Origin of the sequence: Streptomyces sp. CB01881, from assembly GCF_002953255.1 — a bacterium.
Taxonomy (GTDB): Bacteria; Actinomycetota; Actinomycetes; order Streptomycetales; family Streptomycetaceae; genus Kitasatospora.
This window is the reverse complement of record NZ_CP026498.1, coordinates 7,611,442-7,634,641: the sequence shown is the minus strand read 5'-3', so window position 1 is coordinate 7,634,641 and position 23,200 is coordinate 7,611,442. Positions and strand designations below refer to the sequence as shown.

Here is a 23,200-nt window from a genome sequence, read left to right as displayed (position 1 = left end):
CTTCATCAAGGAGGACGCCCTCCTGGTCGAGGTCAACCCGATGATCTTGCCGTCGCCGGACTTGATCAGCGGGTTGACCTCGACCAGGAGGGCGTCCTCCTTGATGAAGACGACCCAGAGCTTCTGCAGGACGTCGGCGACCTGGTCCGCGATCTCGGCCGGGAACTTCGCGGCGGCGACGATCTCGGCGGCCTTCTCCGGGGTGACGCCCTCGTTGGCGTCGACCGGGATCTTGGCGAGCGCGTCGGGGTTCTGCTCGGCGACGACCTCGATCTCCACACCGCCCTCGACGCTGGCCATGGCCAGGAAGGTGCGGTTGGTGCGGTCCAGCAGGAACGAGACGTAGTACTCGTCCTTGATGTCCGCGGTCTGGGCCAGCATCACCTTGTGAACGGTGTGGCCCTTGATGTCCATGCCGAGGATCGCCTCGGCCTTGGCGACGGCGTCCGCCGGGTCGGCGGCGAGCTTCACGCCACCGGCCTTGCCTCGGCCACCCACCTTCACCTGAGCCTTGACGACGGCGCGGCCGCCGAAGCGCTCCGCGATGGCGGCAGCGTCTGCGGCGGTCTCGATGACATCACCGTCAAGCACGGGAACCCCGTGCTTGGCGAAGAGGTCCCTCGCCTGGTACTCGAACAGGTCCACGTGTTTGTCCTTGTTCGTGGTCGCGGATTGTGTCTCTACGAGCGTGCCACGGCAGGATCTTCGCTGCGGGTCGTCGGGGCGGTGCGGGTACGCAGAAGTACGGCCTTGCGGCCCACACAGCCACGGGCGCACACGTCAATCAACACGCGCGTCACGTCCGTCTGGCAGGTTATCCCCGGACGACGGGAGTGTTTCGCCCGGGACCGGCCCGTCTTGGGTGAGAACCGTCACAGCGAGCCTGCCTCCGCGTGTCGCGCGCCCTGCTCAGCGGGCGGGCGGATCGGGAGGTCCGGGCGGGTGCGGGTTCGCTCGTCCGGGTGAATCCGCACCCCGGGTGATCAGGCTTCCCGCTCCGGCACCGGGATCGGCCGCCGCTCGATCGCCGCCGCCATGATCTCCGGGAAGGCGTCGGGTGTGCAGGCGAACGCGGGGACTCCGAGCGCGGCCAGCGCCGCCGCGTGCGCGTGGTCGTACGCGGGGGCGCCTTCGTCGGAGAGCGCGAGCAGCGCGATGAACTGGACGCCGGCCGCCTTCATCGCCGCCACCCGCTTGAGCATCCCGTCCCGGACGCCGCCCTCGTAGAGGTCGCTGATCAGCACCACGACCGTCTCCGACGGGCGGGTGATCCTCGACTGGCAGTAGGCGAGCGCCCGGTTGATGTCGGTGCCGCCGCCGAGCTGCGTGGCGAACAGGACGTCCACCGGGTCGGTGAGCTGCTCGGTGAGGTCGGCCACCGCGGTGTCGAAGACGACCAGCCGGGTTTCCAGCGACCTCATCGAGGCGAGCACCGCGCCGAAGACGGCCGCGTGCACGACGGACGGGGCCATCGAGCCGGACTGGTCGACGCAGAGGATGACGTCCTTCCTCACCGCGCGCCGGGCCCGGGCGTGGCCGACCAGCCGCTCGGGGACGACCGTGCCGTGCTCGGGCAGGTGGTTCTTCAGGTTGGCCCGGATGGTGCGGTCCCAGTCGATGTCGCGGTGGCGCGGGCGGTTCACCCTGGCGCTGCGGTCCAGCGCGCCGCCCAGGGTGGCGCGGGTGCGGCCGGCGAGCCGGCGCTCCAGCTCGGCGACCACCCTGGCGACCACCGCGCGGGCCGTCTCCCGGGTCGTCTCGGGCAGCGCGTGCTTGAGCGAGAGCAGGGTGGCGACCAGGTGGACGTCGGGCTCGACGGCCTCCAGCATCTCCGGCTCCAGCAGCAGCCGGTCCAGGCCGAGCCGGGTGATGGCGTCCTGCTGCATCAGCTGGACGACGGTGGACGGGAAGTACGCGCGGATGTCGCCCAGCCAGCGCGCCACCTGCGGCGCCGAGGCGCCCAGGCCCGCACCGCGGCGGCCCGCCCGGCCCGCCCGGCCCTCCTCGGGCGCCCCGCGGTACAGCGCGCCGAGCGCCCCGTCCATCGCGGCGTCCCGGCCGCGCAGGGTGCAGCCCGTACCGTCCGCCTCGCCGCCGAGCACCAGCCGCCAGCGGCGCAGCCGCTCCTCGGCGGCGAGGGGGGTGGTCACTGCCATCGGTGCTCCTTCTGTGGTCTGCGGTCAGGTGTCGCGGCCGGCGGCCTGGCGCGGGATGCGCGCCGGGCCGCCGCCGGGGTGGGCCGGGCAGCCGGGCAGGCCGAGCAGTGTGGCGACCACCGGCAGGGCGGCGTCGGCCCGGGCCCGGTCGAGCCCGGGACCGGTGTCGTCGTCCGCCGTCGGCTCGGCGCCGAACGGGCCGGCCGCGACCCGGCTGCCGACGGTGGTCCGGACGCCCGCCTCCAGGGCGGAGAAGGTGCGGCGCAGCAGCGGCAGCACGTCGGTGAAGGCCTCGGCCGGCACCGCCGTCAACCAGGCGTCGAGCAGGCCCAGCAGGCGCGGGTCGTGCAGCAGCAGGGCGCCGCCGCCCGCGAGGAAGCCCTCGATCCAGCCGGCCGCGTCGGCCGGGGCGTTGGCGGCCGAGAGGACCAGGCCCATCCGGCGGCCGGCCTCCTCGGGGTCGAGCCGTCCGTCGTCCAGCAGCAGCCGGACGGCGCGGCCGCGCAGCAGGCCGGGGGCGCCGGTGGCGGGGCCGCCGGCCGGTTCGCGGCGGGCGACCGCCCGCAGGGTGGCGGCCCACCGCTCGGCGAGGTCGCCGTCCGGTGCCAGCAGGCCGATCGAGCGGTGCACCTCGTCGAGGTGGCCGCGCATCGCCGCCGCGCGGGTGGCGTCCAAGCCGGTACAGGCGGGCGGCAGGCCGGCGCAGATCCGGTCGGCGAGGCCGGCCGCGACCCCGGCGAGCGCACCGTCGTCGGTGCCGCGGACGTCGCCGTAGCGCAGTGCGCGGACCAGCGCGGGCAGCGCGCCGGCGAGGTGGGCGACGTCGGTGTCCAGCGCGGCGCGGTCGGCGAGCACCCGCATCACCGCCGGCAGGGCGCCGCCGAGCCCGGCGAGCAGGCACGTCTCCACCAGGCCGGTCAGCTCGGCGAGTTCCGTCGCCGCCCGGGCCGTGGCGACGGCCTTGCCGGCCGCCGCGTCCTCGACCGTGGTGCCCCACTGGGCGGCCTCGGCGACCCGGACGGCGAACTCGGGCTGCCAGCAGAGCCGCCAGCTCTCGCGGAACGTGCCCGTCGAGCTCACCGCGGACCGGCCGGGCACACCCCAGTCGATGCCGAGCAGCCGCAGCCGGTGCAGCAGCCGGGAGCGGGCCGCGCCGGTCTCCTCGCGCAGGTCCAGGTCGAGCTCGCGCGGCTCCGGCCCGGGCTTGAGCCGCAGCGAGCGCTGGAGCCTGGCGAGGTCCCGCTGGAGGGGCACCGCCGGGGCGCCGTCCGGGACCTCGCCGAGCGCGTCGCCGATCACCAGCCGGTCCTGCACCAGGGCGAGGGCGACGTCCGAGCCGTCGCACATCACCGCGCGGACGGCGTCCAGCGTCTCGGCCAGGCCGGCCAGCGGGCGGCCGCGGACCACGGCGAGCGTCCGGGCCAGCCGGACGGCCTCGATGACGTGGGCGGAGGAGACCGGGTGGTCCTCGGCCCGGAGCAGCTCGGCGGCCCTGGTCAGCCAGGAGGGCAGCGGGTCGCCCGGTTCCGCGAACAGGTGGCGGTACCAGCCCGGCGAGACGATCCCGGCGCCGTAGCCGCTGGACTGCGCGAGCCGGCGGTGCGTCCAGGGCACCCAGGTGATGTCGGTCCTCACCTTCCTCGGCAGGCCGGCCAGCAGTGCCCGGTCGTGGGCGACGGTCGGCATGGCGGCCAGCGCGGGCACGTGGAAGGCGCCGCAGACCACGGCGATCCGCCGGTGCCCGGCCCGCTTGGCGGCCCTGATCTGCCGGCGCATGTACGCCTCGCGCAGGTCGTCCCGCCGGGCGGCGCTGCCGGCCGGCCCGGCCTCGCGCAGCGCCGTCATCGCCTCGGCCACCGCGGCGAACGGGGCCAGCGGGTCGGCGCCGGGCGAGCGGTGCTCGACCACGTCCTCCCACCAGCGCTCCGGGTCGTCGTGGCCGGCGGCCTCGGCGAGCAGCCCGATCGGGTCCCCCGGCCGCTCCTGCGCGCCCGCGCCGCCGGTCCCCTCCCCGGCGCCGGTGTCCTCCGCGAGGCCGTACGCCGCCGGGAGGTCGATGAAGTGCACCGGCAGTCCGGCGTCGACGCCGTACCGGATCGCCACCCACTCCGGGGAGAACTCCGCGTACGGCCAGAACGCGGCGCGGGCCGGGTCGTCCACGGCGTGGGCGAGCAGGGCGACCGGCGGCACCATCGTCTTCTCGGCCGCCAGCCCGATGATCGGATCGGCCTCCGGCGGGCCCTCGACCAGCACCACGTCCGGCTCCAGTCGCTCCAGCGCGGCCGCCACCGCACGGGCCGAACCGGGCCCGTGGTGCCGCACCCCCAGCAGCGTCACCTCTGCGCTGTTCCGCTCACTCATCGCGCCCTCCCTCCTCCAGCCTCGAACTGCGATGCGATCAGCGGGCGTTCTCTCGGGCGGCGCGGTAGAAGTCCTTCCAGCCGTCACGCTCCCGCAGCACGCCCTCGACGTACTCGCGCCACACCACCTGGTCGGCCGCCGGATCGCGCACGACGGCCCCGATCACACCGGCGGCGACGTCACCGGCCCGCAGCACGCCGTCCCCGAAGTGCGCGGCCAGCGCCATGCCGTTGGTCACCACCGAGATCGCCTCGGCCGTCGACAGGGTGCCGCTCGGCGACTTCACCTTCGTCCGGCCGTCCACCGTGACCCCCGCCCGGAGCTCGCGGAAGACGGTGACCACCCGCCGGATCTCCTCGGCGCCGCCGGGCAGTTCGGGCAGCTCCAGCGAGCGGCCGAGCTGGCCGACCCGCCGGGTGACGATCTCCACCTCCTCCTCCAGCGAGCCGGGCAGTGGCAGCACCACGGTGTTGAACCGCCGGCGCAGGGCGCTCGACAGCTCGTTCACGCCGCGGTCCCGGTCGTTGGCGGTGGCGATCAGGTTGAAGCCCCGCACCGCCTGCGTCTCGCCGCCCAGCTCCGGCACCGGCAGCGTCTTCTCCGACAGGATGGTGATCAGGGCGTCCTGCACGTCGGCCGGAATGCGGGTCAGCTCCTCGACCCGGGCGATCTTCCCGTCCGCCATCGCCCGCATCAGCGGCGACGGCACCAGCGCCTCCCGGCTCGGCCCGTTGGTCAGCAGCTGCGCGTAGTTCCACCCGTACCGGACGGCCTCCTCCGGCGTGCCGGCCGTGCCCTGCACCAGCAACGTCGAATCGCCGCTGACCGCGGCCGCGAGATGCTCCGACACCCACGTCTTCGCCGTCCCCGGCACGCCGAGCAGCAGCAGCGCGCGGTCCGTCGCCAGCGTCGTCACGGCGACCTCGACCACCCGGCGCGGCCCGACGTACTTGGGCGTGACCACCGTTCCGTCCGGCAGTTCGCCGCCCAGCAGGTAGGTGGCCACCGCCCACGGGGACAGCTTCCAGCGTTCGGGGCGCGGACGGTCGTCCTGCGCGGCCAGCGCGGCCAGCTCCGCCGCGAAGGCGTGCTCCGCGTGCTGCCGCAGAACGTCGGTCATAGGGGCTCCTTCGGGTCGGCCGCCAGACACACCCGTGGCGGGCGGCGAGGTGATCGGGGGGAGCCAGGCCGGCGTCCCGGCCTGCGGGAACAAGCCTGCACCGGCCCACTGACAATCCCGACCGGACCTCAGTTCGACCACTGGGACTGTCAGTCCCCGGACCTACCGTCGTCGGCATGGAGGAACGCTGGAGCACCGAACACGTCCTGTCCCTGGCGCCCGACGCCGCCTCGCGCAAGGCCGCGGGCAAGCTCTCCTCGCCCGCGCCCTGGTCGGCCACGGGCACCGACGGCAGCGCGCTCTGGGGCGAGTGCGGCGGCAGCGGGCGGACGCCCTACCGCACGGTGGTCGAGCTGGCCACGCCCGCCTACACGTGCACCTGCCCGAGCCGGAAGTCCCCCTGCAAGCACGCCCTCGGGCTGCTGCTGCTCTGGAGCGGCACCCCCGGGGCCGTCCCGGCCGCCCAGCCCACCGACTGGGCGGCCGACTGGCTGACGGCACGGCGGGAACGGGCCGGGCGGCGCCCCGTCCGGCCCGAGGCCCCCGCCGACCCGGCCGCCGCCCGTCGGCGCGCCGAGAAGCGCGCCGCCCGGGTCGCCGCCGGCGCCGCCGAACTGCGGCTGCGGCTGACCGACCGGATCCGCCACGGCCTGGCCGACCGGTCCGCCGGCGGCCCCTGGGAGGAGGTCGCGGCCCGCATGGTCGACGCCCAGGCGACCGGCCTCGCCGCCCGCGTCCGCGAACTCGACAGCACCCCCCAGCAGCACCTCCTGGAGGAATACGCCATGCTCCACCTGCTCGCCACCGCCGCCACCCGGGTCGACGACCTGCCGGCCCCGCTCGCCGCCACCGTCCGCGCCCGGGTCGGCTACACCACGGACACCGCCGACCTCCTGGCCGGCCCGACCGTCCGCGACCGCTGGCACGTCCTCGGCAGCCGCACCTCGCCGATGGACGGCGGCGCGGACGACCGCCTCACCACCCGCCGCCTCTGGCTGCGCGGCGCCAAGACCGGCCGCACCGCCCTCCTGCTCGCCTTCGGCCGCCCCGGCCAGGCCCCCGACCTCGCCCTCCCCACCGGCCACGTCCTCGAAGCCGACCTCGCCTTCCACCCCGGTGCCCGCCCGCTGCGCGCCGTCCTCGGCACCCGCTACGGCGCCCCCGAACCCGGCCCCGCCACCCCGCCGCCCGGCCTCACCGCCGCCGAGGCCGTCGCCGCGTACGGCACCGCCGTCGCCGACGACCCCTGGCTCGACGCCTGGCCCACCGTCCTCACCGCCGCCGTCCCCGTCCTCACCCCCGACGGCTGGCACCTCACCGACGGCCGGCACACCCTCCCCGTCCACCGCGCCGCCACGCCCGAGCCCGCCCTCTGGCGGCTCGCCGCCGTCTCCACCGGCCGCCCCCTCACCGTCTTCGGCGAGCACGGTCACCGGGGCTTCACCCCCGTCACCGCCTGGGGCCCCGACCACCGCCCGATCAACCTCACCACCCCGTAACCGGCGCCCGCCGAGCGCCCGCACCACCCACACCACAACCTCAGGAGCCCACGTGCCCGACCCCTGGGAGTCCCTCCGCACCACCGCCCTCCTCGGCACCGACCGCCGCGCGCTCCCGCAGCTCCACGGCGAGTCCCCCGCCCACCAGGCCGTCGACCGCACCGACCCCGCCACCGCCCTCCTCGAACTCGCCGCCCTGGAGACCGTCCGCCGCCGGGCCGGCGCCCTCCCCACCCCCGTCGCCGGGCCCCCCGCCGACCCCGCTCCCGAGGACGACCGCCCCGAGCTCCCCTCCCCCGCCGCCCACCGCCTCTCCCTCCTCCTCGGCACCCGCGGCACCAGCACCGCCGCCCTCGCCGGCCTCGCCGAACTGCTCCCCCAGTGGCTCGCCACCGCCCGGGCCCGCGGTTTCCGCCCGCCCGCCGTGCTCGTCCCGGCGCTGCTCGACGCCGCCCGCGCCCGCAGCGAGCTGCGCCCCGACGCGGTCGCCCTGGCCGGCCCGCTCGGCCGCTGGCTCGCCCCCCGCAACCCCGACTGGCGCTTCGTCCTGCGCACCACCGCCGGAACGCCCGCCGGCACGGCCCGGCCCGGCGACGACCGCCTCTGGCACGAGGGCCTCTTCGCCGAGCGCGTCACCCACCTCACGCTGCTCCGCCGCAGCGAGCCCGCCGCCGGCCTCGCCCTGCTCCGGAGCACCTGGCCCGGCGAGCGCGCCGAGGACCGCCTGCTCTTCCTGGACGCCCTCCAGGACGGCCTCTCCCTCGCGGACGAGCCCTTCCTGGAAGCCGCCCTCGGCGACCGCAGCAAGAACGTCCGCGCCACCGCCGCCGAACTGCTCTCGACGCTCCCCGGCTCCACCCTCGCCGGCCGCATGGCCGAACGCGCCCGGGCCGCCGTCCGCCTCTCCGAGCGCGGCACGCACCTGCTGGTCACCCCGCCCGCCGAATGCGACCCGGCGATGCAGCGCGACGGCATACCGCTCAAGTCGCCGACCGGGCGCGGCGAACGGGCCTGGTGGTTCGGCGAGGTGATCGCCGCGGCACCGCTGGCCGTCTGGCACGAGACCACCGGCCTGACACCGGGCGAGCTCCTCACCCTGCGGGTCGGCGACAGCATCGATGAGACCAACAGCAGCTGGGCCGACGACCTGCGCGAGGCCTGGGCCCGGGCCGCCGTCCGCCAGCAGGACGCCGGCTGGGCCCGGGCGCTCCTCGGCCCGGCCCCCGCCCCCGCACCGGACCACCGGCGGGCCCGCCCGCCCCGGACGACGGGCGCCCCCGCCAAGCTGCTCTCCGTCCTGCCCCCCGCCGAACGCGCCGCCTGGACGGCCGCGTTCATCGAGGTGCACGGCCTCGGCGAGGCCTTCCAACTGCTCGGCGCCTGCGCCACCCCGTGGACGCCGCCGCTCTCCACCGCCGTGGTCGCCGCCCTCGCCCGGGCCGCCGCCTCCGGCGCGTACCCGTGGAGCCACAGCGGGGTGCTCGGGATGACCGAGCGCGCACTCGCCCCCGGGACCGCCGCCGCCGTCGAGGCGCTGGCCGCCGGCACCGCCCCCGCCACCGCCTGGGCCGAGACCTTCACCCGGCTGGCCGGCACGCTGCGGTTCCGCGAGGCCATGCTCGCCGAGCTCGGCGTCCGACCCGGGAACGCACGCGGGCCGGTACGGGGGTGATCCCCGCACCGGCCCGTCGGGCGGCGTTCCTAGCCGGCGGCCCGGAGGTTCGCCTCGACCCACGCCACCACGTCCCGGGTCGGCGTGCCGGGGGTGAAGATGTCGGCGACGCCCATGGCCTTGAGCTCGACGATGTCCTCGTCCGGGATGATCCCGCCGCAGAAGACCTTGATGTCCTCCGCCTCGCGCTCCTTCAGCAGCTCCAGCACCCGGGCGCAGAGCGTCATGTGCGCGCCGGAGAGGACCGACAGCCCGATGCCGTCCGCGTCCTCCTGGATCGCGGTGTCGACGATCTGCTCGGGCGTCTGGTGCAGGCCGGTGTAGATGACCTCCATACCGGCGTCGCGCAGGGCACGCGCGATGACCTTGGCGCCGCGGTCGTGACCGTCGAGCCCGGGCTTGGCGACCACCACACGGATCGGCCCTGACACACCCATCACTGCCTCCTGGACTTCGTCGTCCACCACCCCAGACCTCGTCGGGCACGGGCGCGGTTAACCACCGATAACAAACCTGAGGGGAGGTTAGCGCCACCCGGCCCCCCCGACCGTGCCGCCCCTCAAGAGGAGGGGAAAATCACAGCCCAGCCGCTTGCTACCGGCCGGTCACCTCAAGTCTTCCACCGGCGGGCCCGCGAAATCCGTCCACAGCCCGCCAACTCCCCTCTTGACTTACGGACTTTTGTCCGGATGTCGGCGTTACGGCTACAGTCTCGGCAGTTTTCCCCTCGCCCGACGACGTGCCCGAGGCCCACCGAGGAGGCAGCCCCCGATGGCTCCCGACGCCGACGCCCGCCCGACCAGGGCGGAGCTGCGCCTGGCCGCCCGCGAGCAGTCGCGTGCCCAGCGCCGCGGCGCCGCCAAGGCCGCCACCCGGACGGCGCTGCTGCGCGTCGCCCTGCCCTCGGTGGCCGCGCTCGGAGTGGCGGCGGCCGCCGCCGTCACCGTCCAGGGCGAGGCCGGCCAGCAGCGCACACAGGCCGCCGGCCTGGTTCCCGAGCAGGCCACGGCCGCCGACGCGCCGGACAACGCGCCCGCCCGGGCCGCCGCCCAGCAGGCGCTCGCCGTGGACGGCGCCGGCCAGGCCTCCCGCGGCAACGCCCGCCAGCCGCTCTCCGGCGACCAGCCCGCCCCCGCCCCGGCCGCCCAGCCGGCCGCCGAACCCACCGCCGAACCGGCCCAGCCCAAGGTGGTCATGCCGGTCGCCCAGCACGGCCTCGGCGAGCTGTTCGGGGAGGCCGGCACCCACTGGGCCAACCGCCACACCGGGATCGACTTCCCCGTCGACGGCGGCACCCCGGTCATGGCCGTCACCGACGGCACGATCCGCACGCAGTGGAACCCGTCGTACGGCTACATGACGATATTGAAGATGTCCGACGGCACCGAGGCCTGGTACTGCCACCTGCGGGCGTACAAGATCCGCAAGGGGCCGGTGAAGCAGGGCGACGTCATCGCCTTCGTCGGCAGCAGCGGCAACAGCACCGGGCCGCACCTGCACTTCGAGATCCGGCCGTCCGGCGGCAGCGGGCCGGTCGACCCGCTGCCGTGGTTCCTCGCCAACGGCCTGGACCCGCGCTGAGCCGGCCGCCGGCCGTCCAGCCCCCGGCTGCCCGGCCCGCGGCCCCCGGGCCGCCGGCCGTCAGAGCTTCTCCACCGGCGCGTACCGCAGCAGCAGCTGCTTGCGCCCCTCCGTCCCGAAGTCGACGGTGGCCTGCGCCTTGTCCCCGACGCCCGTGGTGGCCACCACCGTGCCCAGCCCGAAGGTGTCGTGGGTGACCCGGTCCCCGACCGCCAGGGCCACGACCTCCCGCTCGACCGCCGCGCCGGCCCGCCGCGCCGACTGCCCCCAGCCCGCCTTCGGCGAGGCCGCCGCCCCGCCGCGCGCGGCACCGCGCGAGGAACCGCCGGAACCACCCGAGCCGCCGAAGCCCGAGCCGGTGGACCTGCCGCCCCAGGACGACCCCGAGGAGTACCCGCGCGAGGCCGGCACCGGGGCCGCCCCCGTCCGCTTCCACTCCACCAGGTTCTCCGGGATCTCCTCCAGGAACCGCGAGGCCGGGTTGTACGAGGGCTGGCCCCAGGCGCTGCGCAGCACCGAGCGGGTCAGGTAGAGCCGCTCCCGCGCGCGGGTGAGCCCGACGTACGCGAGCCGCCGCTCCTCCTCCAGCTCCTTGACCTGGTTGAGCGCCCGCATGTGCGGGAAGATCCCGTCCTCCATGCCGGTCAGGAAGACCACCGGGAACTCCAGGCCCTTGGCGGTGTGCAGGGTCATCATCGTGATGACGCCCTGCCCCTCCTCGTCCTCGTCCGGGATCTGGTCGGAGTCGGCGACCAGCGCGACCCGCTCCAGGAAGTCGGCCAGCGAGCCGACCGGCGGCGCACCGTCCTCGCCCGCGTCGGGCCGCTCGCCCGGGTCCTGCTCGTACTCCAGGGCCACCGACGCGAGCTCCTGGAGGTTCTCCACCCGGGTCTCGTCCTGCGGGTCGGTCGAGGACTGGAGCTCGGCGAGGTACCCCGTCTCCTCCAGCACCGCCTCCAGCACCGCGGCCGGCCCGGCGCCCGAGGCGACGACCTGCCGCAGCCCGGCCATCAGCTCGTTGAACTTCCGCACCGCGTTCGCCGAGCGCGCGGCCATCCCGTACGCCTCGTCCACCCGCTGGAGCGCCTGCGCGAAGGAGATCCGCTCGCGCGAGGCCAGCGCGTCGATCATCGCCTCGGCCCGCTCGCCGATGCCGCGCTTGGGCACGTTGAGGATCCGGCGCAGCGGCACGGTGTCCTCCGGGTTGGAGAGCACCCGCAGGTACGCCAGGACGTCCCGGACCTCCTTGCGCTCGTAGAAGCGCACCCCGCCGACCACCTTGTAGGGCAGGCCGACCCGGATGAACACCTCCTCGAACACGCGGGACTGCGCGTTGGTCCGGTAGAAGATCGCGACGTCGCCGGGCTTGGCGTCGCCCGCGTCGGTCAGCCGGTCGATCTCGTCGGCGATGAACTGGGCCTCGCCGTGCTCGTCGTCCGCGACGTACCCGACGACCTTCTCGCCGTGGTCGCCGGCCGTCCAGAGCTTCTTCTCCCGGCGGCTGGTGTTCCGCTCGATGACGGCGTTGGCGGCGCTCAGGATGGTCTGGGTGGAGCGGTAGTTCTGCTCCAGCAGGATCGTGGTCGCGTTCGGGTAGTCCTCCTCGAACTGGAGGATGTTGCGGATCGTCGCGCCGCGGAAGGCGTAGATCGACTGGTCCGCGTCACCGACGACGCAGAGCTCGGCCGGCGGCACCTCGGCCAGCCGCCCGGCCGCCGGGTTCACGAAGTCCCCGTCCGCGGTGCGCTTCGGGGCACTGGCGACGGCGCCCCCGCTGAGCTCGCGCACCAGCATGTACTGGGCGTGGTTGGTGTCCTGGTACTCGTCGACCAGGATGTGCCGGAACCGCCGCCGGTAGTGCTCCGCGACGTCGGGGAAGGCCTGGAGCAGGTTCACCGTCGTCATGATGATGTCGTCGAAGTCGAGCGCGTTGGCCTCGCGCAACCGCCGCTGGTAGAGGAAGTACGCCTCGGCGAGCTTCTTCTCCATCGGGTTGGCGGCCTGGTCGGCGTAGGTCTCCTCGTCGATCAGCTCGTTCTTCAGGTTGCTGATCTTCGCGGTGAAGGACTTCGGCGGGAACTGCTTCGGGTCGAGGTCGAGGTCCCGGCAGACCAGGGACATCAGCCGCTGCGAGTCCGCCGAGTCGTAGATCGAGAACGACGAGGTGAAGCCGAGCAGCTTGGACTCGCGGCGCAGGATCCGCACGCAGGCGCTGTGGAAGGTGGAGACCCACATCGCCCGGGCCCGCGGCCCGACCAGCTGCTCGACGCGCTCGCGCATCTCGCCGGCCGCCTTGTTGGTGAAGGTGATCGCCAGGATCTCGCCCGGCTGCACCCCGCGGGCGCCCAGCAGGTGGGCGATCCGGTGGGTCAGCACCCGCGTCTTGCCGGAGCCCGCGCCGGCCACGATGAGCAGCGGCGAGCCCGCGTGCAGCACGGCCTCGCGCTGCGGGTCGTTCATCCCCTCCAGCAGCTGGGCCGGGTCGACCACGGTGCGGGGGGCGCCGTTGCGGTACCAGGAGTCCCGCTCGGTCTCCGCGGCGTGGTCGGTCCGGAAGAGCCCCTCCGGGATCGCCTCCTCGTACGCGTCGTACGGGACGTCGTCCTCGTACGGCGGCGGCTCCTCGTCGATGGGCGCGGCGGCGGGCTGCTGCTTCGACCCGGCGGCGGGCCCGGCGGCGGGGGCCTCGAAACCGGGGAGCGGGAGGTCGTCAAAGAGGCTACTCATGGCACTCCGAGTCTATGGCCACGCACCGACAAGCCCGGGCCGGTTCACCGGGGCCGCCTCCGCCCCCCTCCGGAGCAGGCGGTTCCCGGGAGCCGGTACGACGCGGGCCCGCGCCTCCGGAAGGGGAGGGGCGGGCCCACGTCGTACCGCGGAGCGGGCGTCAGACCAGGCGGCGGGCGGTGGCCCAGCGGGTCAGCTCGTGCCGGTTGCTCAGCTGGAGCTTGCGCAGCACCGCCGAGACGTGGCTCTCCACCGTCTTCACCGAGATGAAGAGCTGCTTGGCGATCTCCTTGTACGCGTAGCCGCGCGCGATCAGCCGCAGCACCTCGCGCTCGCGCTGGGTCAGCCGGTCGAGGTCCTCGTCCACCGGCGGGGTGTCGGTGGCGGCGAAGGCGTCCAGCACGAAGCCGGCCAGCCGGGGCGAGAACACCGCGTCGCCGTCGGAGATCCGGAAGATCGCGTTGACCAGGTCGGTGCCGGTGATGGTCTTGGTGACGTAGCCGCGGGCACCGCCGCGGATCACGCCGATCACGTCCTCGGCGGCGTCGGAGACGGAGAGCGCGAGGAACTTCACCCCGCCCTGCTCGCCCATCAGCCCGGCCGAGCGGCGCAGCACCTCGACCCCGCCCCCGCCGGGCAGGTGGACGTCGAGCAGCACGACGTCCGGCCTGGTCTCGGCGACCACCCGGACGGCCGACTCGACGTCGTCGGCCTCGCCGACCACGTCGATCCCGGTCGCCTCGGTGCGCCCGATCTCGGCCCGGACCCCGGTGCGGAACATCCGGTGGTCGTCGACCAGCACGACCCGCGCGACCCGCCCCTCGGGGGGCACCCCCATCGGCGCTGCCTCAGTCATTCGTTCTCTCCATCTCCAGCTCGACCTCGGTCCCGCCGTCCGGCGCCGGCCGCACCCGTGCGGTGCCGCCGTTGCGCTTCATCCGGCCGAGGATCGACTCGCGGACACCCATCCGGTCCTCGGGCACCGTGTCGGGGTCGAAGCCGGGACCGTGGTCGCGGACGAACACCATCACCGTCCTCCCCTCGACCTCGGCGTAGACCTGGACCGGTCCCCCGCCACCGTACTTGGCCGCATTGACCGTCGCCTCCCTCGCGGCCTGCATCTGTGCCGCGATCCGCTCGTCCATCGGGCAGTCGCCGACGATCACCAGCTCGACCGGGACCCCGTGGCGGTCCTCGACCTCGGCGACCACCGCGCGCAGGCTCTCCGCCATGGTGTCCGGCGCCTCCTCGGCGGCCGCCTCCGGACGGTAGAGCCAGAGCCGCAGCTCGCGCTCCTGGGCCCGGGCGAGCCGCAGCACCTCCTTCGGGTCCTCGGCCCGGCGCTGGATCAGGGTCAGCGTGTGCAGCACCGAGTCGTGGACGTGCGCGGCGATCTCGGCGCGCTCCTGGGCGCGGATGCGGGCGGTCCGCTCGGCGCCGAGGTCCTGCCACATCCGGAGCGCGTACGGGCCGACCAGCACCAGCACGCCGGCCAGCACGGCGAGCGAGGCCTCGATCACCGAGCCGAGCGTGGAGCCGCTGCCCTGCATGGCGAGGAAGGCGATGGTGCCGGCCACCACCAGCAGCACACCGCCGCCGACCCGGGTGTAGGCGCCGCGCCGCTTCTCGCCCTCCTCCAGGCCGAACCAGCGCTGCCAGCGCGAGTCGTCGGCCTGCCGCCAGACCAGCGCGACGCCGACGCCGATCGCCAGCAGCGGCCAGGTGTACGGCCGCGCGGTCTGCACGCCGAGCGCGTTCAGCAGGGCGATCAGGCCGATCACCACCATGACCAGCGCGGCGAGCTGCCCCAGGCCGCCCTGGCCCTTCGAGGCGGCCCGGACCTGCGTCGGCTCGGCGCCGGGCTCGGCGGCGGGCTCGCCCTGCAGCGCGTGCTGGAGCAGCTCCCGCAGCCGGCCGATCCAGCCGCGCCGCCCCTTGCTCAGCTCCGCGCCGGACGCGCCGGAGGCCTGCCAGGACCCGGCCGGTACGAAGGCCCCGTTGACGTACACCCAGTGCGCGCCGCCGCGCTGAGCGGGCTCGCCGATGCCTATCGGCACCACGAACCAGAACGCCGCGTACAGCAGCGCGCCGATGCCCTGGGCGAAGAAGAGCAGCACGAAGGCGCCCCGGACCCAGGCGACCGGGAGCCCGAGGTGCACCGCGAGCCCGTGCGCGACACCGCCGAGCATCCGGCCCTGCGGGCTCCGGTAGAGCCTGCGGTACGGCGCCCGCCCGTCGCCGGGCACGGAAGGATCGGCGCCCTGCGACGGCGGGGCGTCGGGGACGAGCGGACGGGGATCGGTACCAGGGGCTGCCACGCCACCGATGGTTCCACGCGGGCGGGCCCGGACGCATCAGGGTGGATCCCTGGCTGTTCTCAGGGACAAGTCAGGGTACGGACAGGGGCCGCACCGGTTGGGCGGGCGCCCGGGAGCCACCAGGATGGTGGCCATGACCGAAGACCACCGCATCCAGGAGGCCGGGCCGAGCGCCCCGCCCGCACCGGACCGCCCTCCGCTGAACCGGACCGAGCACCACCGCGTGGTCGCCGGTGTCTGCGGCGGCCTGGGCCGGCACCTGGACATCGACCCGGTGGTCTTCCGCGTCGTGACGGTGGTGCTCTGCCTCTCCGGCGGCCTCGGTCTCTTCCTGTACGGACTGGCCTGGCTGATCGTCCCGACCGAGCCGGTCGCGGACGGCAAGGGCGGCAGCCGGCCCGGCCGGACCGAACTCCAGCGGGTGCTCACCGGCCGGGTGGACGGCCAGTCGGTCGGCGCGGTGCTGCTGACCGTGATCGGCACCGGCGTCTTCTTCGCCTCGATGGGCGACGGCGACCAGATGTTCCCGCTGATGCTGCTCGCCGGCCTGGTCTTCCTGGCCGTCCGGTACGACCCGGAGCGCCGCCACGGCCGCCAGCGCGGGCGCCGGCGCGGCCGCAACCGCGGCCACGGCCCGTACGACCGCTACTTCCCCGAGTCCGGACCGGCCTCCGCCTACTCCTGGCCGCTGACCGACGAGCAGGCGCGGGCCGGCGGGGACGAGCGGGCCCACGAGCGGCACGCCCGGGAGCGGGCGGCCGGCGCGATGCCGGCCGACAGCCCGAGCGGCTACCTCTGGGACCCGCGCCACCCCGAGCGCAACCCGTACGGCGACACCGGCGCCGCCCCGCACGGCCCCGCCGCCCCGCCGCCCGGCGGCCCGGCCCAGCCGTGGTGGCAGCGCGCCGACCTGCCGCAGGGCGACCCGCTGCGCAAGGGCGGCCCGGCCGTCCCGCCCCGGCCGCCGGTGATGGTGCGCCACCACCACCGCGAGCACTCGCCGCTCGGTCTGATCGGCGTGCTGCTGGCGGTCGGCGCGGCCAGCGCGGTCTGGGCCGCCGCCGAGGGGCACCACAGCGTCACCGTGGTGAGCTCGGCCGTGCTGGCGACCGCCCTGCTGGTCGTCGGCCTGACGCTGCTCGTCGGGGCGAAGTTCGGCCGGGCCCGCCGGCTGGTCGTGCCCGGGCTGCTGCTCACCCTGGCGCTCGCCTTCGTCGGCCACGCGCCGGACTCCATGCAGAACGCGGCCGGCGAACGCAGCTGGACCGTCGTCTCGGCGGACGACCTGAACGAGCGCTACACCCTCGGCGCCGGCGAGATCCGGCTGGACCTCGGCCGGCTGGACCCGGCGGGCGCCACCGTGGCGACCACGGTGCAGCTCGGCGCCGGCGACCTGACCGTCACCCTTCCGTCGGACGTCACGGTCAACCTGACCACCCGGGTCCTGCTCGGCGACGTCAAGGCCCCGGGGGAACCGGTCTCCACCGAGAACGTCAGCCGCACGTACCAGTACCACCCGTTGAACGGTCAGACATCCAAGGGCACGCTCGACCTGAAGCTGACGGTCGGGCTCGGCAGCATCAAGGTGGTCCAGTCGTGAGGAAGCACCAACTCGATCCCTTCTCGCTGATCGCGGGCGGGCTGTTCACCGTCATCGCGGTGCTCTACCTGGTGGCGGCGCTGAACGACATGTCGGTGAACGGCCGGATCGTCATCCCGGTGACCTTCATCGTGCTGGGCATAGGCGGCCTGGCGGGGGCGGTCGCGGCGGTGGCCCGGCGCGGACGTACCGACGCGCCGGACCACGGCACCCTCGACTAGGACCCGCCGCTCAGCTCTGCAGCGGCCCGAGGTTCAGCTTGTCGCCGTCCTTGGTGACGCCGTACTTGGGCAGCGGTTTGGTGGCCGGGCCGTTGACCACGGCGCCGGTGGCCGCGTCGAACCGGGAGCCGTGGCACGGGCAGTACAGCTGACCGTTCTTCGGCGCGTCGACGGCGCAGCCGGAGTGGGTGCAGACCGCCGAGAAGGCGCAGTACTGACCGGCCTTCGGCTGGACGATGTAGACCGCGTCGCCGGTGGCCGGGTCCTTGACCTGGGCCGAGCCACCGACCGGGACGCTCGCGGCGGCCACCGAGACGGGCGGTCCGGCGGGCGTCTTCCCGGTCGTGGCCGGGGTGGCGGACGGGCCGACCGCCTTCTTGTCCCGCCCGAACGTGGCGGTCAGCGATCCGGTGAGCAGCCCCGCGCCACCGATCGCGACGGCCGCGATCCCGCCGTCCACCAGCGCCCGCCGCCGGGCGTGGCCCTCCGCCAGCCCGCGCGCGCGGTCCCGGGCGGCCCGCTCGGCCAGGTAGCCGTCCAGCGAGAGGTACGGGGTGCCGGCCAGCAGCAGCGGGGTCCAGGCCATCAGGTAGGCGAGGTCGTTGCCGAGGTAGTACGGCGAAACGTTCCAGCTGACGGTGAGCCAGAGGCTCAGGCTGATCAGTGCTCCGCCGAGGGCCGCCATCCGGCCCCAGAGGCCGAGCAGGGTGCCGAGGCCGACCGCCAGCTCACCGAAGGCGACGGCGAGCGCGAACGGGGTCGGGTGGTCGAGCGCGGTGCCGAGCAGGAAGGAGATCGGGCTGGAACCCTTGACCGCCCGGGTCTGCGAGACGAAGGAGGCCGGGTCCCCCGCGCCCGCCAGGTAGTGCGCGTCGGAGAGCTTGTCGAGCGCCGCGTAGACGAAGGTGGCGCCGAGGAAGATCCGCAGCGGCAGCAGCGCGTACCGCGAGGCGGTCGCCTTGAGCCGCGCCGCCCGTCCGGCCCAGCCGTCCGCCCCCGGGCCGGTCGCCCCCGCGCCGGTCGCCACGGAGCCGCCGACCACCGTGGGGCTGCCGGCCTCCGCGGGGCCGCCGGCCACCGTGGGGCTGCTGGCCTCCGTCATCCCTCACACCTTCCTTCGCGGCCTGCCAACCGCCTGACAGGTCCGGTCGCATTCTGCACGCTTGTGAACGTTTTCGGTGGGAGGTCCCACCCGATGGGCCCCCGGCCCACCGCGAACGGCCGCGCCGCCGCTCCCTGGTGTACGGGAACGACGGCGCGGCCGTTCAATACCGGATCAGGGCCGTTTCACGGCCGTCCGGCGGGAGTGGTCACTCCCACTCGATGGTGCCCGGCGGCTTGCTGGTGCAGTCCAGGACCACGCGGTTGACGTCCTTGACCTCGTTGGTGATCCGGGTCGAGATCTTCGCCAGCACCTCGTACGGCAGGCGCGACCAGTCGGCCGTCATGGCGTCCTCGGAGGAGACCGGGCGCAGCACGATCGGGTGACCGTAGGTGCGGCCGTCGCCCTGGACGCCGACGCTGCGGACGTCCGCCAGCAGCACGACCGGGCACTGCCAGATCTCGCGGTCCAGGCCGGCCGCGGTCAGCTCCTCGCGGGCGATCGCGTCGGCCTCGCGCAGCAGGTCCAGGCGCTCCTTGGTGACCTCGCCGACGATCCGGATGCCCAGGCCGGGGCCGGGGAACGGCTGGCGCTGGACGATCTCCTCCGGCAGGCCGAGCTCCTGGCCGACCATCCGGACCTCGTCCTTGAACAGCTTGCGCAGCGGCTCGACCAGCTCGAACTGGAGGTCCTCGGGCAGGCCGCCGACGTTGTGGTGGGACTTGATGTTGGCGGTGCCGGTACCGCCGCCGGACTCCACCACGTCCGGGTACAGGGTGCCCTGGACCAGGAACTCCACCGACTCGCCGTGCTCGCCGGCCTCGGCCACGATCTCGGCCTGGGCCTGCTCGAAGACCCGGATGAACTCACGGCCGATGATCTTGCGCTTCTCCTCGGGGTCGGAGACCCCGGCGAGCGCGTTCAGGAAGCGCTCCTGGGCGTCGACGACCTTCAGCTGCACGCCGGTGGCCGCGACGAAGTCCTTCTCGACCTGCTCGGTCTCGCCCTTGCGCATCAGGCCGTGGTCGACGTAGACGCAGGTCAGCTGCGAGCCGATGGCCTTGTTGACCAGGGCGGCCGCGACCGCGGAGTCCACGCCGCCGGAGAGGCCGCAGATGGCACGCTTCGTCCCGACCTGGGCGCGGATCAGCGCGACCTGCTCGTCCACCACGTTGCCGGTGGTCCAGGTCGGCGCGATGCCGGCGCCGCGGTAGAGGAAGTGCTCCAGGACCTGCTGGCCGTGGTCGGAGTGCAGCACCTCGGGGTGGTACTGGACGCCGTAGAGCCGGGCCTCGTCGTTCTCGAAGGCCGCGACCGGCACCACGTCGGTGGAGGCGGTGACGGTGAAGCCCTCGGGGGCGGCCGAGCAGGCGTCGCCGTGCGACATCCAGACCGAGTGCTGCGCCGGGACGCCCTCGAACAGGGTCGAGCCGGTGCGGGAGACGGTCAGCGGGGTGCGGCCGTACTCGCGGGCGCCGCTGTTGTCGACGGTGCCGCCGAGCGTCTTGGCCATCAGCTGGAAGCCGTAGCACATGCCGAAGACCGGAACCCCGGCCTCGAAGATCGCGCGGTCGAGCTGCGGCGCGCCCTCCTCGTAGACCGACGAGGGACCGCCGGAGAGGATGATCGCCTTCGGGTTCTTGGCGAGCATCTCGGCGACCGGCATGCTGCTCGGCACGATCTCGCTGTAGACCCGGGCCTCACGCACCCGGCGGGCGATGAGCTGGGCGTACTGGGCACCGAAGTCGACCACCAGGACGGTGTCGGTCTCAGGTACGGACTGGTCGGGAATAGCAGAGGACACGGACGGCCTTCCGGCAGCGGTACGAAAGGTGTCGCGCGCAGCACTTCCTCCGAAGGGCGGCGGCGGGCGACGAGCGGGGGTCTGAGGTCGAGTCTACCGGGCGGGCCGCTTTCACTCGTCTGCCCGTCCAAGAGACCGTGACCGCACGGGCCGTCGGTTCGTTGCTTCTGACGACCGTACGACCGCGCCGCACCTGCCAGGTGCGCCGCCTCCGCCCCGGCCAGGGGCGCCGCCGTACGGACGTGCAGGACCACGCGTGGAGCTCAACCCAGTCCACCGGCGCGCGTGGCGCCGCCGCGGTCCCGGCCCCGCCGGGAGCGGTGCGCCGTGGGACCGTGCGCGGGTGCGGCGGCCGGGCAGCAGGGGACAGCGACCCCGGCCGCGACTGGACCAAGGAGGTGGGGTGGTCGGCCCCCGGGGACGCCCGGAGGCCGGCCGCCGCACCCCGGCGCGACCCAGGCGCACACCGTTCACCGTCCCGCGCCGCTACGCGCGTCCCCGTGCGCTCCGGCCCGCACCACTACACACCGTGATCATCGAACCCGCCTTCCCGGACCTCCCGGCGGGCCGCCCGACGACTCCCGGCAGACCGCCCCGGACCGGCCGGGCCGAAAATGGACTGTGCCGAATCATGCCGAATCGGTTGCAGAGCAAGCCCTTCGTCCAGCACGATGCTGCTTGGAAGAGGTTCTCCCGTGGCCGAAGGTCCACTACGGAGGCCCGCCCCGGTGCCGCCGAGACCCTTGGTGGCAACGATTGTCACCTCACGCTCCGTGAGCGAAGGCCCTGCGCAGCCATGCGCACCGGCCCGCCGCACCGTGAGCGTGCGCGCCCCGCGCGACCGGCACACCCACGCCGGCGCTGCGACGGCTCGGTCCCAGAAGCCAACCGACAGGACGGCGCTCCTCCCCCGGCGCCGTCACCCAGCACCGGCGCAGCCCTGGCGCCGCGTGCTGAGCGACAAAGGGCCCCGTTCCCCCGCGGGGCCCTTTGCCCTGTCCGGCCCTGTCCGGCCCCGTGCGGGCGCGCCCGGGCCGCCCGATGGCCTGCGCACCGCTTCGTGCGGCCTGCGCACGGCTGTCCGCGGCCAGGGCGCGGCCTCGCGCCGTCGCGGCGGGCGGGCGCCGGGCCCGCGCGAGGGGCGCGGGCCGTCAGGGCCCGTGCCCCCGGCTCGCGCTACGGCTGCTTGCGCCGGACACCCGGGTCGACGGTCTCCCCGCCGGCCCCCGGTGCGGCGGGGCCGGGCGGCGGCGTCGCCTCGTACGAGCCGGTCACCTCGCCGACTCCCGCCACCTGGCCCCCGCCCTGGCCCTGGCCCGGCACGAACACGCCGCCGTCCTGGACCACGTCCGGGTGCACCGCGCCGTCGTACGGGCCGCCCTGCGGCGGCACCGCACCGGGCCGGCCGGCGGTCCGGCCGCCGCGGATGGCCGCCAGCAGCGGCGGCACGGCCAGCGCGCCCAGCGCCGCCCAGACCACGTTGGCCGCCAGCTGGCTCCCGAACAGCAGGCCGACCGAGAAGTCGCCGACGCCGCCCTTGCGCCCGCTCAACGAGCCGCTGCCCGACGTCGCCGCGAAACCGGCGACCGCCATCAGCAGGGTGAGCCCGGCCGCGTACACGACGGCGAGCCGGATCCGGTCGGCCGCGTCGAGCCCGCGCCGGTGGGCCGTCCAGCCGAGGTAGGCCGCCGCGGCCAGGGCGAGCAGCAGGGTCCACCGCCAGTCGGCGGTCTCGCCGTGGAGGTCGAAGACCGAGAACTCGTCGCCCGGGCCGCCGGAGCCGAAGCCCGGCCCGTCCTCGTAGTAGCCGTCGTAGCGGCCGGTGCCGTCGGCCGCCCGGAGGGTCGCCCCCGACCCCAGACCGAGCAGGGTCAGGCCGACGTTCGGCAGGAAGGCCACCGAGGTGCCGGTCGCCCAGCCCTCGTCCTGCACCGCGATCAGCACGAACCCGACCAGCGCGGCGAGCCCCGTCGACACCGCCGCCGCCCGGCCCGCGGCCAGCCCGGCCACCGCCCAGCCGCGCACGGCGCGGTTGCGCCAGGCCGCCCAGCGCAGCGCGTCCGTCCCGTACACCGTGAAGGCGAGCAGCCCGGCCAGCAGGGCGCTCCAGCCGACCGCCTCCAGCCAGCCCGAGTCCGAGCCGTACTGCACGTCCCCGTAGTAACTCCCGAAGTCCGGTCCGCGGGCGCCCGACGGGCTCCAGTCGGCACCGCCCACCAGGCCGACCAGCAGCGTCGCGCCGGCCGTGACCAGGGCGGTGCGGACGGCCTCGCCGGCCGCCTGCGCCCGGGTCTGCTGCTCACCGGTGCGGGCCTGGCGGAGGCGGACGCCGGCCCGCAGGCCGAGCCAGAGCGCGAGCAGCCACAGCGCGGTGACCGTCATCGGCACCGTCCGCACCAGGATCGACGGGCCGCCCTCCCCCCGGAACACGCGGCCGGTGAGGCCCAGCTTGAACGGCGCGCCGAGGGCGGCCGGCGCCATCGCCAGAGCGGTGCCGAACCGATCGCCGTACTCGGGCGAGTTGCCGTAGCCGAGTTCGTAGTCGCCCGGGATCGCCGCGATCAGCGCGGCCAGCAGCAGCACCGCGACCGGCGCGACCACCGCCTTGAGCGCCGGGCGCCAGTCCTCGCCGGTGAGCCAGCGCAGTGCGGCGGGCTGCGCGACGGCCGGGTCGTACGGCCGGCCGGTGCCCCAGCTGCCCACCGCCGGCGGGACGGCCGGCGGCGCGTACCCGGGCGCCGGGTGACCGGGCGGGACGGGAGCCGGACGGCCGGACGGGGCCTGCGGGACGGGCGCCGCCGGAGGCGGGTACCCCGGCGCGGACGGCGGCGCCGGGGGCACGACGGGCGGGGCGGGCGGTGCCGCGGGGGGCGCGGGCGGTGCCGTGGCGGGCGGGGGCGGCGTCATCGGCCGTCCGCAGGAGGCGCAGCCGAGCGCCCCCTCCGCCGAAGCCGCGCCGCACGATGCGCAGATGGCCATGGACTGTGATCCCCCCGTGAGAACAAGCCCCTGGTCCCCCAGGGAGCCCGTTTATCCCAC

Annotated in this window: 16 protein-coding genes and 1 pseudogene; 5 read left to right on the top strand and 12 right to left on the bottom strand. The window is 75.1% G+C overall.

The features are described from left to right. The 4 genes from C2142_RS40290 to C2142_RS23340 all read right to left on the bottom strand — a co-directional run. On the bottom strand, positions 1-645 hold a 645-nt coding region (locus C2142_RS40290; RefSeq protein ID WP_241002740.1), incomplete at its 3' end, for an ATP-grasp domain-containing protein. A gap of 338 nt (positions 646-983) precedes the next feature. Then, on the bottom strand, positions 984-2,156 hold the full coding sequence (locus tag C2142_RS23350) for a VWA domain-containing protein (protein ID WP_148644438.1): 1,173 nt from the start codon (positions 2,154-2,156) through the stop codon (positions 984-986). Between the two features lie 24 nt (positions 2,157-2,180). Then, positions 2,181-4,517 (bottom strand): DUF5682 family protein, encoded by a 2,337-nt coding sequence (locus tag C2142_RS23345; RefSeq protein ID WP_241002739.1) that lies wholly within the window; start codon positions 4,515-4,517, stop codon positions 2,181-2,183. 37 nt (positions 4,518-4,554) lie between these two features. Then, positions 4,555-5,637 (bottom strand): AAA family ATPase, encoded by a 1,083-nt coding sequence (locus tag C2142_RS23340; protein ID WP_148644437.1) that lies wholly within the window; start codon positions 5,635-5,637, stop codon positions 4,555-4,557. A gap of 176 nt (positions 5,638-5,813) precedes the next feature. Between C2142_RS23340 and C2142_RS23335 the strand changes: the two genes are divergently transcribed. Beyond that, positions 5,814-7,136, top strand: a complete 1,323-nt coding sequence (locus tag C2142_RS23335) for an SWIM zinc finger family protein (RefSeq protein WP_148644436.1) — start codon at positions 5,814-5,816, stop codon at positions 7,134-7,136. 52 nt (positions 7,137-7,188) lie between these two features. After that, positions 7,189-8,808 (top strand): DUF5691 domain-containing protein, encoded by a 1,620-nt coding sequence (locus tag C2142_RS41680; protein ID WP_148644435.1) that lies wholly within the window; start codon positions 7,189-7,191, stop codon positions 8,806-8,808. A gap of 29 nt (positions 8,809-8,837) precedes the next feature. Here the strand turns inward: C2142_RS41680 and C2142_RS23325 are convergent, their stop codons facing one another. After that, positions 8,838-9,245, bottom strand: a complete 408-nt coding sequence (locus tag C2142_RS23325; RefSeq protein WP_148644434.1) for a cobalamin B12-binding domain-containing protein — start codon at positions 9,243-9,245, stop codon at positions 8,838-8,840. Between the two features lie 334 nt (positions 9,246-9,579). On the opposite strand from C2142_RS23325, the gene C2142_RS23320 reads away from it, so the two are divergent. Next, entirely contained in the window at positions 9,580-10,389 is an 810-nt protein-coding gene (locus C2142_RS23320) for a M23 family metallopeptidase (protein WP_148644433.1), read from the top strand. Between the two features lie 60 nt (positions 10,390-10,449). On the opposite strand, the gene pcrA is transcribed toward C2142_RS23320, so the two are convergent. From pcrA to C2142_RS23305, 3 genes are all read right to left on the bottom strand, one after another. Continuing rightward, a complete protein-coding gene (pcrA, locus tag C2142_RS23315) occupies positions 10,450-13,116 on the bottom strand; it encodes a DNA helicase PcrA (protein ID WP_241002738.1) in 2,667 nt (888 codons plus the stop codon). Positions 13,117-13,276: 160 nt separating this feature from the next. After that, positions 13,277-13,972 carry a response regulator transcription factor gene (locus C2142_RS23310; RefSeq protein ID WP_148644432.1) on the bottom strand — a complete coding sequence of 232 codons (696 nt, stop codon included), beginning with the start codon at positions 13,970-13,972 and terminating at the stop codon, positions 13,277-13,279. Further along, positions 13,965-15,362 carry an ATP-binding protein gene (locus C2142_RS23305; protein ID WP_277347339.1) on the bottom strand — a complete coding sequence of 466 codons (1,398 nt, stop codon included), beginning with the start codon at positions 15,360-15,362 and terminating at the stop codon, positions 13,965-13,967. Before C2142_RS23305 ends, C2142_RS23310 begins: the two co-directional genes overlap by 8 nt. 205 nt (positions 15,363-15,567) lie before the next feature. On the opposite strand from C2142_RS23305, the gene C2142_RS23300 reads away from it, so the two are divergent. Together C2142_RS23300 and C2142_RS23295 are read left to right on the top strand one after the other, a co-directional pair. Continuing rightward, entirely contained in the window at positions 15,568-17,034 is a 1,467-nt protein-coding gene (locus C2142_RS23300) for a PspC domain-containing protein (RefSeq protein ID WP_162002524.1), read from the top strand. Then, on the top strand, positions 17,031-17,255 hold the full coding sequence (locus C2142_RS23295) for a hypothetical protein (RefSeq protein WP_148644430.1): 225 nt from the start codon (positions 17,031-17,033) through the stop codon (positions 17,253-17,255). The genes C2142_RS23300 and C2142_RS23295 overlap by 4 nt, the downstream gene beginning before the upstream one ends. Before the next feature lie 10 nt (positions 17,256-17,265). Here C2142_RS23295 and C2142_RS40280 read toward each other — a convergent pair whose 3' ends face one another. From C2142_RS40280 to C2142_RS23280, 4 genes and pseudogenes are all read right to left on the bottom strand, one after another. Continuing rightward, complete coding sequence (locus C2142_RS40280; protein WP_174315727.1) at positions 17,266-17,565, bottom strand: Rieske (2Fe-2S) protein; 300 nt, start codon at positions 17,563-17,565, stop codon at positions 17,266-17,268. Between the two features lie 207 nt (positions 17,566-17,772). Then, positions 17,773-18,357 (bottom strand): annotated as a pseudogene (locus tag C2142_RS40275) (DoxX family membrane protein); the annotation flags it as partial. A gap of 208 nt (positions 18,358-18,565) precedes the next feature. Beyond that, on the bottom strand, positions 18,566-20,161 hold the full coding sequence (gene guaA, locus C2142_RS23285) for a glutamine-hydrolyzing GMP synthase (protein WP_148644428.1): 1,596 nt from the start codon (positions 20,159-20,161) through the stop codon (positions 18,566-18,568). A 1,176-nt stretch (positions 20,162-21,337) separates the two neighbouring features. Further along, a complete protein-coding gene (locus C2142_RS23280) occupies positions 21,338-22,864 on the bottom strand; it encodes a hypothetical protein (protein ID WP_148644427.1) in 1,527 nt (508 codons plus the stop codon). Positions 22,865-23,200: the final 336 nt, after the last annotated feature.

What these genes read in the sequence shown, in the direction of transcription:
- C2142_RS23350 (WP_148644438.1), bottom strand. Translation starts at nt 2,156, where the DNA reads ATGGCAGTGACCACCCCCCTCGCCGCCGAGGAGCGGCTGCGCCGCTGG.
- C2142_RS23345 (WP_241002739.1), bottom strand. Translation starts at nt 4,517, where the DNA reads ATGAGTGAGCGGAACAGCGCAGAGGTGACGCTGCTGGGGGTGCGGCAC.
- C2142_RS23340 (WP_148644437.1), bottom strand. Translation starts at nt 5,637, where the DNA reads ATGACCGACGTTCTGCGGCAGCACGCGGAGCACGCCTTCGCGGCGGAG.
- C2142_RS23335 (WP_148644436.1), top strand. Translation starts at nt 5,814, where the DNA reads ATGGAGGAACGCTGGAGCACCGAACACGTCCTGTCCCTGGCGCCCGAC.
- C2142_RS23325 (WP_148644434.1), bottom strand. Translation starts at nt 9,245, where the DNA reads ATGGGTGTGTCAGGGCCGATCCGTGTGGTGGTCGCCAAGCCCGGGCTC.
- C2142_RS23320 (WP_148644433.1), top strand. Translation starts at nt 9,580, where the DNA reads ATGGCTCCCGACGCCGACGCCCGCCCGACCAGGGCGGAGCTGCGCCTG.
- pcrA (WP_241002738.1), bottom strand. Translation starts at nt 13,116, where the DNA reads ATGAGTAGCCTCTTTGACGACCTCCCGCTCCCCGGTTTCGAGGCCCCC.
- C2142_RS23310 (WP_148644432.1), bottom strand. Translation starts at nt 13,972, where the DNA reads ATGACTGAGGCAGCGCCGATGGGGGTGCCCCCCGAGGGGCGGGTCGCG.
- C2142_RS23300 (WP_162002524.1), top strand. Translation starts at nt 15,568, where the DNA reads ATGACCGAAGACCACCGCATCCAGGAGGCCGGGCCGAGCGCCCCGCCC.